At 62.6% G+C, this 14,014-nt stretch carries 12 protein-coding genes; 6 read left to right on the top strand and 6 right to left on the bottom strand.

The window, feature by feature from the left end; translation table 11 throughout:
- Positions 1–160: 160 nt before the first annotated feature.
- Positions 161–1,666, bottom strand: a complete 1,506-nt coding sequence (locus tag R4P70_RS26905; RefSeq protein WP_046379706.1) for an MFS transporter — start codon at positions 1,664–1,666, stop codon at positions 161–163.
- 282 nt (positions 1,667–1,948) lie between these two features.
- Here R4P70_RS26905 and R4P70_RS26900 point away from each other — a divergent pair, with 282 nt between their 5' ends.
- A complete protein-coding gene (locus tag R4P70_RS26900; RefSeq protein WP_257209827.1) occupies positions 1,949–2,650 on the top strand; it encodes a hypothetical protein in 702 nt (233 codons plus the stop codon).
- Between the two features lie 62 nt (positions 2,651–2,712).
- Here the strand turns inward: R4P70_RS26900 and leuS are convergent, their stop codons facing one another.
- The gene (gene leuS / locus R4P70_RS26895; protein ID WP_317832627.1) at positions 2,713–5,559 is read right to left on the bottom strand and encodes a leucine--tRNA ligase; all 2,847 of its coding nucleotides are present in this window, start codon (positions 5,557–5,559) and stop codon (positions 2,713–2,715) included.
- Positions 5,560–5,660: 101 nt separating this feature from the next.
- Between leuS and R4P70_RS26890 the strand changes: the two genes are divergently transcribed.
- Positions 5,661–6,155: an SdpI family protein gene (locus tag R4P70_RS26890; protein WP_317832625.1), complete on the top strand. Its 495-nt coding sequence runs from the start codon at positions 5,661–5,663 to the stop codon at positions 6,153–6,155.
- A gap of 5 nt (positions 6,156–6,160) precedes the next feature.
- Positions 6,161–7,120, top strand: a complete 960-nt coding sequence (locus tag R4P70_RS26885; RefSeq protein WP_020909841.1) for a hypothetical protein — start codon at positions 6,161–6,163, stop codon at positions 7,118–7,120.
- Here the strand turns inward: R4P70_RS26885 and R4P70_RS26880 are convergent.
- Positions 7,089–7,784 carry a FadR/GntR family transcriptional regulator gene (locus R4P70_RS26880; protein WP_020909842.1) on the bottom strand — a complete coding sequence of 232 codons (696 nt, stop codon included), beginning with the start codon at positions 7,782–7,784 and terminating at the stop codon, positions 7,089–7,091. The two genes, R4P70_RS26885 and R4P70_RS26880, sit on opposite strands and share 32 nt — an antisense overlap.
- 162 nt (positions 7,785–7,946) lie before the next feature.
- On the opposite strand from R4P70_RS26880, the gene R4P70_RS26875 reads away from it, so the two are divergent.
- Positions 7,947–9,116 (top strand): MFS transporter, encoded by a 1,170-nt coding sequence (locus tag R4P70_RS26875; RefSeq protein ID WP_029256802.1) that lies wholly within the window; start codon positions 7,947–7,949, stop codon positions 9,114–9,116.
- A 4-nt stretch (positions 9,117–9,120) separates the two neighbouring features.
- Positions 9,121–10,101 (top strand): bile acid:sodium symporter family protein, encoded by a 981-nt coding sequence (locus tag R4P70_RS26870; protein ID WP_003942582.1) that lies wholly within the window; start codon positions 9,121–9,123, stop codon positions 10,099–10,101.
- A 266-nt stretch (positions 10,102–10,367) separates the two neighbouring features.
- Here R4P70_RS26870 and R4P70_RS26865 read toward each other — a convergent pair whose 3' ends face one another.
- Both R4P70_RS26865 and R4P70_RS26860 read right to left on the bottom strand, forming a co-directional pair.
- The gene (locus R4P70_RS26865) at positions 10,368–10,973 is read right to left on the bottom strand and encodes a YqgE/AlgH family protein (protein ID WP_020909845.1); all 606 of its coding nucleotides are present in this window, start codon (positions 10,971–10,973) and stop codon (positions 10,368–10,370) included.
- Between the two features lie 53 nt (positions 10,974–11,026).
- Complete coding sequence (locus tag R4P70_RS26860; protein WP_211919048.1) at positions 11,027–11,722, bottom strand: TetR/AcrR family transcriptional regulator; 696 nt, start codon at positions 11,720–11,722, stop codon at positions 11,027–11,029.
- A 134-nt stretch (positions 11,723–11,856) separates the two neighbouring features.
- Between R4P70_RS26860 and R4P70_RS26855 the strand changes: the two genes are divergently transcribed.
- The gene (locus tag R4P70_RS26855) at positions 11,857–12,798 is read left to right on the top strand and encodes an NAD-dependent epimerase/dehydratase family protein (RefSeq protein WP_092765158.1); all 942 of its coding nucleotides are present in this window, start codon (positions 11,857–11,859) and stop codon (positions 12,796–12,798) included.
- A gap of 14 nt (positions 12,799–12,812) precedes the next feature.
- On the opposite strand, the gene R4P70_RS26850 is transcribed toward R4P70_RS26855, so the two are convergent.
- Positions 12,813–13,970, bottom strand: coding sequence for an SMI1/KNR4 family protein (locus tag R4P70_RS26850; protein ID WP_317832619.1), 1,158 nt, complete (start codon positions 13,968–13,970; stop codon positions 12,813–12,815).
- Positions 13,971–14,014: the final 44 nt, after the last annotated feature.

The following is a 14,014-nucleotide window of genomic DNA, read 5'->3' as shown; positions in this document are numbered from 1 at the left end:
CGAGCATGAGCGCGAGGTTCGCGCGCGGGCCGGGCAATCCTGAACGCTCCTGCAGATAACTCCACAGTTCATCGCCGGCCAGATCCGCGAACGTCATGGGAGTCCTTTCGCCAGTACACCCAATCCTGACAGCCCGGATCTACACGCGCAGCATGTCCACTCAGTGAGCAGGCAGCAGGGACGTCTCCTGCGCCGCGCCGTCTTCTGCGCCGATCTGGACGATGTTTCGCGGCAGGAACACGGCTGCGATCGCACCGAGAACTGCTGCAGCAGCACCGATCAGGAACGCGATACGCATGCCCTCGTCGGTGTAGAACACAGCGCCCTCCATCGCCATCGCGATGTGCGAGTTCAAGACCGTGAAGGCGATGACGGGAAGCACTGCGGGGAAGATGCTCTGGAAGACCGCGACCATGCTCGCCGTGGTTGCCTGCAACTGCGGCGGCACTGCCTCGATGAGCAGGTTCGGAATGGAGGCGTAACCCATACCCATACCGACACCGAAGATTCCGGCAAAGATGATGAGCAGCGGCTTGTTGTCGTGAATGGTGGCCGTCAAGGTGAATCCGACTGCCATGAGGATCATTCCGATGATCATCAGCATGCGGGGTCGAATGTTGCGGCCGACCAGGAAGCCCACGATCAAGCCGCCGACCACCACCATGCCGCCAAGGGGCGCCTGGAAGATCGCGAATCCTTCTGCCGTGACGCCGAATCCGTATCCCAGGCCGAGAACTGCTGGCGTCATCACCATCATCGGCAGCAAAATCGTGAAGACTCCCGACGCGCCGTAGCAGAACCCGGCACCGACGGCGGTGAGCATCACCGAACGCTTGCCGAAGTAGCGCAGGTCGATCAAGGGCTCACGGATGGCTCGGGCAGAGGCAACCCACGCCACCAGCAGTGCGACGCCGCCGATCAGATAGGCCAGCGTCGAGCCGTTCTTCCAGCCCCAGGTCGGTCCGAAGCTGACGCCGATCAGAATTCCGGCGATGCCCGATCCGAGTAGTACCGCACCGATGAGGTCCAGCGAAGAACGCAGTCGTACAGCTGATTCCGCCGTCGAAGCGAAGATCATGCCGCCGAGCAGAACCAAACCGATGACGAAGAACCAGAAGATGCTCCGGAACCCGTGGTTGTCGATCAACCAACCGGTGAGGAAGGGCGCCGGAATAGCGATCAGGCCCATCCCGGAGGTTGCAATACTGACAGCCAGCGCAACGGTTTTCGGCGGAAAGACATCTCGAATGAGGGAGTAGCTCAGGAAGAGGCAGGGAACGAGCAGACCAGTCAGGGACCGGCCCAGAATCAAGACGGCATAGCTCGGCGCAATCGCCGAAATGAAGGATCCGACCGCTGCGCCGGCGACCGCAAAGAGCAGGACTTTTCGTTTGCCGTACATGTCCGCGAGCTTGCCGAGCAGCGGAGACGCGACCGCCCCCAGCAGCAGGAACGACGTGAGCAGCCAAGCGCCCTGCGTTGTTTGATAATGCACCGAGATGGCGGGCAGTGCCGTGGAAATCATCATGTAGCTCACCGCGAGCATTTCGAGAAGAAGAACGATCGACGCCAGCGAGAACACCAGTCGCGGAGTCCACCGCTCCGGTATCGACGTCGATTCGGGCAGACTGGGAGACGAACCGTCGCTGTGGACATGAGACGCCATGGCTGAAGAATCCTTTCGGGACACCTGCGAATTCGATTGACCCCCTGCCGAATACCGTCGGCCGGGGCCTTGCGGGGAAGTGCAGTGGAACGACAGCTACCACTCACGGCAACGTGTTACCTGCATCACAGCCCTCGCGTCGAACGCGCGCTACAGAATGTTCCGCGGAGCGGGACAATCAGGACAACGACTGATTGGCCACACGAAGCCGAAGTCCCTGGATTGTGAGCCGAGGCAACGATTTCCAATCGGTAGGTCGGCAGTCTCGTGCAAGATATCGCTATGACGATGCAACTGGCCACAGGCGATCTGACCCGACTGACGACTGCCATCAAGGAGCTCGATCCACAACCTCGTGAGCGCCGATGGACCAGCTTGACGTTCTGCATCCTCGACGCAGTCTGGAGCATTCAAGCGAACTACAAGACGACGGTAGTACCACTCGTCGAACGAGTCGCTGCGACCCTTGACATCTCAAACCCGTCTGTCGCTGCTTCAACCGTCTGCATCGATCCGCTCCCGATCAACAGATTCCTCGAAGAGTTCGACATCATCAGGCTGCTCGAGACTACAAACAAGCAACGAACCTCCACAAGAGGGGGAATCACGAAGGCTCAAGCGGTTCTCGAGCACGGGCAGGCTCTTCAAAAACACGGTGTGGAGACGATCGATCAGGCGCAACTGTTGTTCGAAAATCCGGGGCACTTTCGAGCTGTCAATGCAGACCTACGACACATTAAAGGCGAGGGCGCCCATGGCATCAGACGAAGCTACTTTTGGATGCTCGTAGGTGATCACGATCGTGTGAAACCTGACCGGATGGTTCTGCGCTGGTTCAAGCACCACGGTCATACGTTCAACCCCGCCGAAGCCTCTGAAACGATCGCGGTAGTCGTCGATCGAATCAACAGCGAAGTTCCTGCACGGAAACTGACTGCTTGGGAGGTCGACCATGCACTTTGGAAGTCAGGCCGGGACCTTTGACATACGACTGTGCGCCGTTTCGGTAGCGGTAACTACCGAAACGGCGCACGTGCGCGAAGCGCCTACAGAACTATGTTCACCATCTTGCCCGGCACAACGATCACCTTGCGCGGTGCGTTGCCCTCGAGCAGAGCGACGATCTTCTCGTCGGCCAGGGCGATCTCCTCGACAGCCTTGCGATCGGCATCCGCCGGCACGCTGATGCGGCTACGAACCTTGCCGTTGACCTGGATCGGGTACTCGACGGTGTCCTCGACGAGCCACTTCTCCTCGACAGCGGGGAAGGGGCCGTGTGCAAGAGATTCCGTGTGTCCAAGACGTGACCACAGCTCTTCCGCGAGGTGCGGCGCCAGGGGAGCGAGCATCAACACCAACGGCTCGACGGCAGCACGGGGCGCGCCACCCGGGAACGCCTTGGTGAGGTGGTTGTTGTACTCGATCAGCTTCGCAGCGGCCGTGTTGTCGCGCAGCGCGGTGTAATCCTCGATGACACCGGAAATCGCCTTGTTGAGCGCACGCAGCGTCTCCTCACCGGGCGCTTCGTCGGTGACACGGGGCTTGCCGGTCTCCTCGTCGATGACGACGCGCCACACTCGCTGCAGGAATCGAGCAGCACCGACGACGTCCTTGGTCGCCCACGGACGCGAGGTGTCCAGCGGACCCATCGACATCTCGTACACACGCAAGGTGTCTGCACCGAACTCGGCGCAGATCTCGTCCGGCGCAACGGCATTCTTGAGGCTCTTGCCCATCTTGCCGTACTCGCGGTTGACCTCGGCGCCCTCGAAGAAGAACTTGCCGTCACGCTCGACGACCTCTTCTGCCGGCACGTAGACGCCGCGGGCATCGGTGTACGCGAATGCCTGGATGTAGCCCTGGTTGTAGAGGCGACGGTACGGCTCGCTCGAGGACACGTAGCCCAGGTCGAACAGAACCTTGTGCCAGAAGCGCGAGTACAGCAGGTGCAGCACCGCATGCTCGACGCCGCCGACGTACAGGTCGACTCCACCGGGATCGTTGGGGCCGTGCAGTTCCGGACGCGGACCCGTCCAGTACGCCTCGTTCTGCGGGTCGCAGAAGGCGTCCTGGTTGGTGGGATCGATGTAGCGCAGCTGGTACCACGAGCTACCTGCCCACTGCGGCATGACGTTGGTGTCGCGGTGGTAGGTCTGCAGACCGTCGCCGAGATCGAGCTCGACGTTGACCCAGTCGGTCGCCTTGTTCAGCGGGGGAGAGGGCTCGGAGTTGGCGTCGTCCGGATCGAAGGACACCGGTGCGTAGTCCTCGACCTCCGGAAGCACCACGGGCAGAGCCGAATCCGGCAGGGCGTGTGCGTTGCCGTCCGCGTCGTAGACGATCGGGAAAGGCTCACCCCAGTAACGCTGACGCGCGAAGAGCCAGTCGCGCAGCTTGTACTGGATAGTGCCCTTGCCCTGGCCGCTCTCCTCGAGGCGGCTGATGACGGTCGCCTTGGCCTCGGCCACGTCCAGGCCGTCGAGGTAGTCGGAGTTCACCAGCGGGCCGTCACCGGAGTACGCAGCCTCCGAAACATCGCCACCGGCAATAACTTCGAGAATTTCCAGTCCGAACGCGTTCGCGAACTCCCAGTCACGGTGATCGTGTCCTGGAACTGCCATGATCGCGCCGGTGCCGTAGCCCGTCAGAACGTAATCGGCGATGAAGATCGGGACCTTGTGGCCGTTGACCGGATTGACGGCGTAGGAACCGAGGAAGACGCCCGTCTTCTCCTTGTTTTCCTGACGCTCCAAGTCGGTCTTGGCGGCAATCGACTTGCGGTATGCAGCAACAGCTTCCGCCGGAGTCGTGGCACCGCCAGTCCAGCGTGCGTCGACACCTTCGGGCCACTCGTCCGCGACGAGCTTGTCCACCAAGTCGTGCTCAGGAGCCAGCGTCACATAGGTGGCGCCGAACAGCGTGTCAGGGCGCGTCGTGAACACATCGACGCCGTACTGGCCTGCGGCAAAGGTAACTTCGGCGCCATAGGAGCGTCCGATCCAGTTGCGCTGCATGGCCTTGACCTTGTCCGGCCAATCCAGGTACTCGAGATCGTCGACCAGGCGATCGGAGTACGCGGTGATGCGCATCATCCACTGCTGGAGGTGCTTTCGGAACACGGGGAAGTTTCCGCGGTCACTACGACCGTCGGCGGTGACTTCCTCGTTGGCCAGCACGGTGCCCAAACCGGGGCACCAGTTGACCATCGAATCCGACTGGTAGACAAGGCGGTACGAGTCGACGACCTTTGCCTTCTCGGCGACTGTCAGCGACGCCCACTCGCGTCCGTCTTCCAGAGCACGCTCACCGGAATCGAACTCGGCTTCCAGCTCGGAGATACGACGGGCCTTGCCTGCAGCCTTGTCGTACCAGGCGCCGTGGATCTGCAGGAAGATCCACTGCGTCCAGTGGTAGAAGTCGACGTCCGTCGTCGCGAGGCTACGACGCTCGTCGTGCCCCAGACCCAGGCGTCGCAGCTGGCGCTTCATGTTGGCGATGTTGGACTCGGTGGTCGTCCGCGGGTGGGTACCCGTCTGCACGGCGTACTGCTCGGCCGGGAGACCGAAGGCGTCGTAGCCGAGGGTGTGCAGGACATTGCGCCCCTGCATGCGATGGAAGCGCGCGAAGACGTCCGTAGCGATGTATCCGAGCGGGTGACCGACGTGCAGGCCCGAACCCGATGGGTACGGGAACATGTCCTGAACGAAGAGCTTGTCGGCGGGAACACCGTCGGGCGAGGAGAGCGGACCGACCGGATTGGGCGCGTTGAACGTGCCGTCCTCACTCCAGCGGTCCTGCCAGTGCTGCTCGATCTGGCCGGCGAGCTCCGCGGTGTAGCGGTGCTGCGGAGTTGCGTCGGCTGGTGAATCGGGGGACTGCGGAGACTCGGTCACTGTGGTCGCTATCTACTTGGCTGACGGAAATACCGATAACCAGGGTAGAGCCTGTGCGACCCGGGCATACCATCAACTCCACTCGCGCCTATCCTGTATGGGTGATCGTTGTCGCTGTGGTGCTATTCGTGCTCGCTGTCGCCGTCGGTGGAGTTGGTGTCGCCGGTCTGATCGGCAAACTCCCGCGCAACCGCTGGGCCGGTGTCCGCACCGAGGATTCCCTGCGGAGCGAGGAGTCGTTCGCCCTCGCCAACAAGGTGGCCGGTCCGACCATGCTCGCGGCCGCTGGAATGTTGGTCATCGGCGGAGTCGCAGCACTGACCATCGGCGGAGTCGTCGGCGTCGCGGTCGCGATCATCGCCGTCGCCGTCGCCGTCCTCACTGCCGGTTTCGGTGGAGGCATCGGCACCCGCGCGGCCGCCGCGCTCCCACAGCAGAGCGGATGCGGTAACGACTGCAACTGCGGCGGCCACTCCGAGCCTGCCGCAGACGAGCCGGCGGCGGAGACCCCCGAGGCCAAGGCGAACGCTGCCGCTTGCGGTACCGCTTCCTGCGGTGCCTGCGCGCTCAAGGATGCTTGCCAGCCGGCTCATTGATTCACGTGAAACATCGCGTGGTCGACCCGGCCGGGGTCGTATTCGGACTAGTGGTTCCGCTGTTGTGTGCGGTCTTCGGCTTCGTCCTGACAAAAATTTGGGAGCCTCGCCTCCCGGAACAGATCGCGACTCACTGGACCACCACCTCGCCGGACGGCTTCTCCACCCCGTCGGCCAACGCATGGACCATTGCACTTTTGACACTGCTCTTCGGTGGCGGTCTCAGCGCGATTGCTGCTCTTGCTCCCGCGATGTTGATGATGCGTCGCTTCATGTTGGTTGTCGGGCTGAGCGTGGTCGGGCTCATCACCACAGTGAACTTCGCTTTGCTCTACACCCAACTCGATGTCGCCGATCCGTCCACGACGTCACTCCCGCTGTGGTCTATCGGTGTCGGCTTTGCAGTCGGCGGGGTGCTGGGGTGGATCGGCGCCTCGTTCCTGCGTGACTACCGCGTCCGCACTCTTGCCACGATCGAACCCTCGGCCGGGTTGCCGCGAAGCAGCTGCCCTCTACCTATCTCCGACGACGTCGGATTCAGCACCAAAGGCTCGGTGATCCTCACTGCGATCACTCTGGCGCCCGGAGTCATCATGGCGTTGGCGATGCGGTCACTCTGGCCGCTGTTCATCTTCGGTGCACTCGGACTGCTCGTCGTCAGCCTGGTTCGCTTCCGGGTGATCGTCGACGAACCGGAAATCCGGGTGATCAACATGGGGATGGCTGCGATGACCTACGGCATCGACGAAGTTGTCGGAGCCGACGTCGCGGAGATCAAACCGTTCGCGGACTTCGGCGGCTGGGGACTCAAGACCAAGGGTCGTCGTAACTACGGCGTCGTCACCCGCACCGGGCCAGCGGTGGTCATCACGTTCGCCGGTGGCGACCGCCTCACGATCACGACACCGAAGGCCGAAGACATCGCCGGGTCCCTCAACCGATTGGCCGACGCCCGGACTCGGTAACCGCCGAACCTGAACCGATCGCTTCCTGAGTCTTCTCGAGATACCCGCATGCCGCCGCCCTGGCTTTGGTGACATCGCGTTCGGCAATGGCTTCGGCAACTCCCTGATGATGCGAAGACGTCAGCGACGGCGGATGAACGCCTTCGGTCACCTCGTAGGTGGCGCGGACCGTTTCGAGGATTCCGGCAAACAGATCGGTCAGAACCGGATTGTGAGCGGCATCGACGACGGCAATATGAAACGCCAGATCGACGTCGACGAAGTTCTCGGCCGGCACGTCACGCTTGGCGGCCAGCTCACGAAGTATCCGAACGTCGTCGTCGCTACGACGCTCACACGCCAACCGGACCGCTTCCATCTCGAGCGCACGACGCACTTCGAAGACGTATTTCATCTCGTCGACGGACGCGTGTTTGCCGAGCAGTCCGCCGATGTCGGTCCGTGCCCGAACGAAGGTCCCTGATCCGCGACGGATCTCCAGGACTCCCGTCGAGGTCAATGTCTTGATCGCTTCGCGCACGGTGTTCCGGCCGACGCCGAGAACACTCATCAGTTCCGGCTCGGTGGGAACACGGTTCCCGACGGTCCAGGCGCCGTCGGAGATCTGCGCGCGCATCCAATCGAGGGATTGCTCGTACGCGGACTCCTTGCGAACAACGGTCATCTACTCATCCTCACAGCATTCGCGACGATCATTCCACTCACCTACGATACGTAGGACGACCTATGTATTTTCGAACTCTGTCATCAGGAGGGGCTTCCCACGTCCGCCACAGCTGTCGCCACCGAAGAACGCACACGCCGCACCAATCGACACTTCTACGGCGTGGGCTACGTCCTCACCGTGATCCTTCTGGGCGCGAACATGCCCACCTCCGTCTACGGGCTGTACCGGACCGAGTTCGGATTCACGCCAACCATCCAGACGCTCATCTACGGCGTCTACGTCGCCGGCCTCGTTCCGGCGTTGCTGTTCTTCGGACCGCTGTCCGACGCCCTCGGCCGACGCACCGTGCTTCTGACTGCACTCGCGCTGAGCGTCGTCGGCACGCTCGTTCTGGCCTTCGCCGACGCGACGGTGTGGTTGTTCGTCGGACGCGTTGCTCAGGGAATCGCGGTGGGCGCGGCCAGTGCGGCGGGCAGCGCCGCATTGGTGGAGCAGGAACCGAAGTTCGATCACCGCCGGGCAGCGCTCGTATCGACGGTGACGGGCGCGTTGGGTGGTGCACTCGGACCACTCGTGTCCGGTGCGATCGCCCAGTACCTTCCGCAACCGCTGCGGTTGCCGTATCTGATCTTCCTCGTCGCGTTCATCCCGGCACTGATCGTGTTGCTGCTACTTCCGCGGATCGGGGACATCACACGCCCGAAGCGGTTCTTCCAGATGCCGCATGTTCCCGCCACCATTCGAGAAACGTTCTGGCTCAGCTCACTCGCCGTCGCGCTGTCGTGGGGCGCAGTCGGACTCTTCCAGTCGGTGGTCCCGTCGTGGATGACCAGCCTGCTGAACATCGACAACCTCCTACTCGGCGGCGGAGCAGCTGCACTGGTCATGATCTGCTCGGTGATCGCGCAGCTCGGCGGAAGTCGCATGGACCCGCGGACGTCCGTCACCGCTGGCCTGGGAATCCTCGCTCTAGGAATGATCGGCCTACTCGTGGTCGACCTCGTCCCCAGCCTTGCGCTGCTGGGCGTCATCACCGTGGTGGTCGGCGCCGGGCACGGTCTGGCGTTTGCCGGCGGCATGAAACGCGTCAACGCCGCCGCCCGAATCCACGCCCGCGAGAGCCACGGCGGAGTCCTGGCGGCATTCTTCACCGTCAGCTACGCGGGACTGGCGATCCCGTCGATCATCGCGGGTATCGCCATCACCATCCAGGGAATGCAGACGGCCATCATCGAACTGTCGATCGTCGGGACGCTCCTGTGCCTGGCCGTGATGGGCTTCAACCTTCGTGGGGCTCGAGAGCCCGTCGACGCACGCCGTTATCCTTAGCCAGGTGAAGTTTCTCAGTAGGTTCTACATCGACGGGTTCATCCTCGGCATCATCATCGCCGGCGTGCTCGGAAGTGTGTTCCCGGTATCGGGTACCGCGGAGAGCATTCTGAACTGGGCCACCAAGATCGCCATCGGCTTCCTGTTCCTGCTCTACGGCGCACGGCTCTCGCCGCAGGAAGCCTGGAAGGGCGTCAAGCACTGGCGACTGCACACTGTCGTCCTTGCCGCGACGTTTGTGCTCTTCCCGCTGATCGGCCTTGCGCTGCGATTCCTGTCGCCGACCCTGATCAGCGACGAGCTCTACACCGGCATCCTCTACATGTGCCTCGTTCCGTCGACGGTTCAGTCGTCGATCGCGTTCACTTCGATCGCCAAGGGAAACGTCGCCGGCGCGATTGTCAGTGCGTCGTTCTCCAACCTGATCGGCGTCTTCGTCACCCCGTTGCTGGTGGTTCTGCTGATGAATACAACGGGCCAGGCGACGGTCGACTTCTCGTCGATCCTCGACATTGTCGTGCAGCTGCTGATCCCGTTCATCGTGGGCCAGCTGATCCGCCCGCTGGTGATCGGATGGCTGCAGAAGTATGCCGAGCCCACCAAGTACGTCGATCGCGGATCGATCCTCCTCGTTGTCTTCGCCGCCTTCAGCGAGAGCATGAAAGAGGGGATCTGGAGCACCATCACGATCTGGCAGATCGTGATCCTCACAATCGTGTGCTGCCTGATCCTCGCGCTGGTTCTCGGCGTGACCACGCTCGCGGGGCGCAAGCTCGGGTTCGACCTTCCCGATCAGATCGTCATCATCTTCTGCGGGTCGAAGAAGTCCTTGGCGACAGGCCTACCGATGGCGGCCGTACTGTTTGCAGGCCAGCCCGTCGGCCTGATCGTGTTGCCGCTGATGATCTTCCATCAGATCCAACTGATCGTCTGTGCTGCGATGGCGCAACGCTTCGCGAATCGGGATCCGGTGAGCGTCAGCTAGCGAGCAACTCGCCTCGGGTCGCGTCGACGCAGCCACAACCGCCCTGCAGTTCAGCACAATCGATGGACAACGCATGGCGACTCGATGCCAGGTCGACGCAGTTCACGCCGGTGCATTCGAGTGATCCGTCCGCATGTCGCAGCAAAGAATCGTGGCAGTGATCGACATCCGAAACACAATCCGCGCACTGGATCTGACGCTCAGCGATCATTGCTGCCACCTCTCTCGAAAACGATGACACAGGAATATCATCGACCTCCGACAGATCAGTTTCGTTCCACTTCGATGGGATGGCTGGCCAGCATTGCCACGGGGAGCGGTTGGCGTCGTAGCACCCGTGCCCAGACATCGACTCGGGGCGGCGTCAGCACATCGGACGGCAGTGAGCTGATCACCATCCAGTCTTCACGTTCGAGCTCCGAATCCAGCTGGCCCAGAGTCCAACCCGAGTAACCGGCAAAAATGCGGATCCCTTCGACCAGAGGAGCGATGACCTCCGGGTCCGAGTCCAGATCCACCATGACAACTTTGCCGTCCACCCGCCGCAGGCCGGCGACGCCGTCGATTCGTGCACCGTTGCGAGCGATCCCCAGGCAGAGCGCGGAGTCACGCTTGACGGGTCCACCGATGTACAGGGCCGAAGGATGCGCGGTCAGCGGTGACCACTGCGGCAACACGTTCTGCACGGCCGTCTCACTCGGCCGATTGACGATGACACCAAGGCTCCCGGCGTCGTTGTGCTCGATCATGTAGATGACGGTGCGGCGAAATGCGGGTTCCGTGAGGTCGGTCGATGACACCAACAAACTGCCCGGACGAACCTCCGGTTCTATCCAGGCCATTCGATCCTCGGGTTCTTCTGCGTGCGCCACAAAGACATCATCTCACCGACAACTGCGTGCGGGGGAACGAGACACAGGCGTGTTCAGGTCAGACCCGCCACATCGGCAAGTAGTGCCAGATGCCGCTCGAAAATCTCACTCGCATCGGTGAACGTATCGCTTCCGTACTGCCCGAACACCTCGAAGTTCACCGAACCGAACAGCGATACCCAGACGAGTGTTGCGCGCACCGCGGCATCCGGCGGCAGTTCGGTGCCCAGTTCTTTCCGCACTCCCTCGAGGTCCGTTGCCAGCGTGTCACTCAGGTCCGGGCCCTCTCGCACCGTGAGTGCACCCGCGCGATGGGCGGCGTCGATGATCCAGATCAGCCGGGTCACGACGAGGGTGCCAGGGCCGGTGGTCTGCTCGCCCGGAGCGTCGTAACCGGGGACGGGGCTGCCGAACAGCAATCCGTATCGAGCCGGCTCCCGGATCGCCCAACTCCGGACGGCACGTCCGAGAGCAATGAACTGTCCGCGAAAATCTTCTGCTGCAACGGCATTCACGGCGGAGTCCACTTCCGCGCCCAGTTCCGTGTACCCGTCCACCACCAGCAAGGTCAGCAGTTCGTCGCGACTGGCGACGTAGCGGTACACCGCTGAGGACACGACTCCCAGATCACGCGCGACGGCCCTCAAGGACAACGCGGCGGCGCCGACGGCAGCAAGATGCTCGCGCCCGATCCGGGTGATGTCCTGCAGCGTCTGTTCGCGCGCCCGCTCGCGGGGAGTTCCAACCATGAGTCCATCTTGCCCCATGACCGAGAGCAGTATCAACAAAAGAGAGCACTGCTCTTGACAGCGCTGAGGTGCGGGTGCATTCTTGAAAACGAGAGCAGTGCTCTCAGTTCACCTGAAACGAGAAGGAGCACAACATGTCGAACCTCGAAATCGTCACCGGAGCAGGACCCGTCGGATCCGCCGTCGCGCTACAGCTCGCCGAGCAGGGAATCAACGTCCGGCTCCTGACCAGGTCCGGCAGCGGGCCCGAGCACCCGCTGATCGACCGCCGACGCGTCGACGTCTCGGATTCCGAGGCCCTGCGCTCGGTCAGCGAGGGCGCCACGGCCATCTACCACTGCATCCACGCCGCCTACAACGCAGCCGATTGGGAGCGGGAACTCCCGGCGGCCGAGAAGGTTGTGCTCGACGCAGCCGCATCCATCGGAGCCGTCGTGGTCTTCCCCGAAAGCCTCTACGCCTACAACTCCGACACCCTGATGACCGAATCCGATCCACGCAACGCCACCGGCGGCAAGCGCGGAGTGCGCACCGCGCTGCTGCGGGCCCGCGAGGCCTCCGCAACACCCACCGTCAGCGTCGTGGCCTCGGACTTCTTCGGCCCCCGCGTCCGCACCGCACACGCCGGCGAGCGCATGGTTCCGAAGGTCATGGCAGGTAAGAAGATTCGTGTCATCGGTTCCGCAGACCAGCCGCACTCCTTCACCTACATCCCCGATCTCGCGGCGGCGATGATCGCAGCAGCACACAACCCCGAACTCTGGAACTCCGTCATCCACGCACCCACCGGCCCCGCGCTCACTCAGCGCAAAATCGCCGAGGCCTTCGCCCGAGCCGCCGGGGCGACCCCCGCCAAGGTGGGTGTCCTGCCCGCCTGGGTGCTCGACGCCGTCGGCAAGATCAACACCGACAGCCGCGAACTCGCGGAGATGAACTACCAGTTCACCAAGCCGTTTGTCATGGACTCGAGCGCCAGCGAAGTGCTGCTCGGACTCTCGCCGACGCCGCTCGATCAGGCCGCCGAAGAGACCGTCGTGTGGTGGCGCGCGGAACAGGCTCGCACCGCTGCTGCCTGAAGTGGCCGCACACGCTACGCGGGTGCGTACCGCCAGGAAAGTCCGCCATCACCGAGTCCCGCTACCCAGCCACCACTGAAAGGCCGACCCGTTTCCAGGGAATCTACGAGATCGGCGAGCAACGCGCTGATCGAAGTCCACTGAGGTTCGGCGGCGTCCGCGTTCTCACGGGCATACTCGGTCACACAGCCTGTCAGCTCCCCTTGCCTTGTGTCGCAGAATAATTCGTATCCGTCGCGGCAGGCGAAGGTTATGTAGTCCGGAAGAAACTTTCCGATCGAGGTTCCTGCCGGCTGAGTACGGTCCGACAATGAGGGAACACTCTCCGGGACATCTGGCAGCTCGTACACCGCCGGGGCTCTGCGGTGATTGGCCAACAGCTCGTCCAGATTGAGCATGTCGTGTTGGGGAAGGAACTGCATCCAGGCGCCGGGGGCGAAGCCGTTCTGGACCGAGTAGAGGTCTTTCAATTCGGTTGGCCACGCGATTCCGCTCAGTGCCTCGACCCGGTCGATTTCCGATTGCGCGGCGCCGGGCGCGAACGCATCCAGTGCTTGCGGAAATCCGTTCTCGGAAAACCAGGCGGCGATCCGTTCCCATTGCCGGCGCACTGATGTTGGTTCGGTCACGCTGTGAGCGTGGATACCCTCAGTCGCTTTCTGTTGCACGCCTCCTGGTCGTGGGGGGATCGTGAGGTGCCTGTCATCGCTGTAGACGTCCCGTACTTCGACCTTGTCGCCTGACTTGAAGAGATGAATCGGCTCGAATTCCGCGACGGGCCAGATCTGGATGAAAGCTTCAGGGTCGGCTTGATCAAAGTCCCGGCCGCGCACCGAGGCTCGGATGCGGTAGAGGCCAATCGGTAGGCGCTCGAGGAATCCGAACTCGTGGACCCGTTCGCCTGTCAATCGAAGTGGTGGCAGACCAGCAACAACGCTCTCGAGCGTGCCTTCTTCGATCGTCTCCCAATCATCGAGAGCGGGAATTCCCGGGTCCACATCCAGCGTGTCGACGGTGATCCGGACCGGGCCTTCGGTCGAACTCAACGCCAAGCGAGCGACAACGGGACTCAAACCGATGACCTTGCCGTAAGTGTGGACATACGGTTCACGAGGTCGCGGACCGAGAACCAGAACCGGAACTTCGAAATCGACTTTCGCCGTGGTAGCCATGTCGTCATTCTCCAGCAGTCAACTCTTGACGCAAGAACGGAACG

The sequence above is a fragment of the Rhodococcus sp. IEGM 1241 genome, assembly GCF_033142365.1.
Classification (GTDB): Bacteria; Actinomycetota; Actinomycetes; order Mycobacteriales; family Mycobacteriaceae; genus Rhodococcus_F; species Rhodococcus_F erythropolis.
Note: the sequence above shows the minus strand (reverse complement) of the source record. Positions and strands in the feature narration are given on the sequence as shown.

Excerpts from the sequence above, each read along its gene's own strand:
- R4P70_RS26860 (WP_211919048.1), bottom strand. The coding sequence starts at position 11,722 with ATGGTTGGAACTCCCCGCGAGCGGGCGCGCGAACAGACGCTGCAGGAC.
- R4P70_RS26855 (WP_092765158.1), top strand. The coding sequence starts at position 11,857 with ATGTCGAACCTCGAAATCGTCACCGGAGCAGGACCCGTCGGATCCGCC.
- R4P70_RS26850 (WP_317832619.1), bottom strand. The coding sequence starts at position 13,970 with ATGGCTACCACGGCGAAAGTCGATTTCGAAGTTCCGGTTCTGGTTCTC.
- R4P70_RS26880 (WP_020909842.1), bottom strand. The coding sequence starts at position 7,784 with ATGACCGTTGTTCGCAAGGAGTCCGCGTACGAGCAATCCCTCGATTGG.
- R4P70_RS26900 (WP_257209827.1), top strand. The coding sequence starts at position 1,949 with ATGACGATGCAACTGGCCACAGGCGATCTGACCCGACTGACGACTGCC.
- R4P70_RS26905 (WP_046379706.1), bottom strand. The coding sequence starts at position 1,666 with ATGGCGTCTCATGTCCACAGCGACGGTTCGTCTCCCAGTCTGCCCGAA.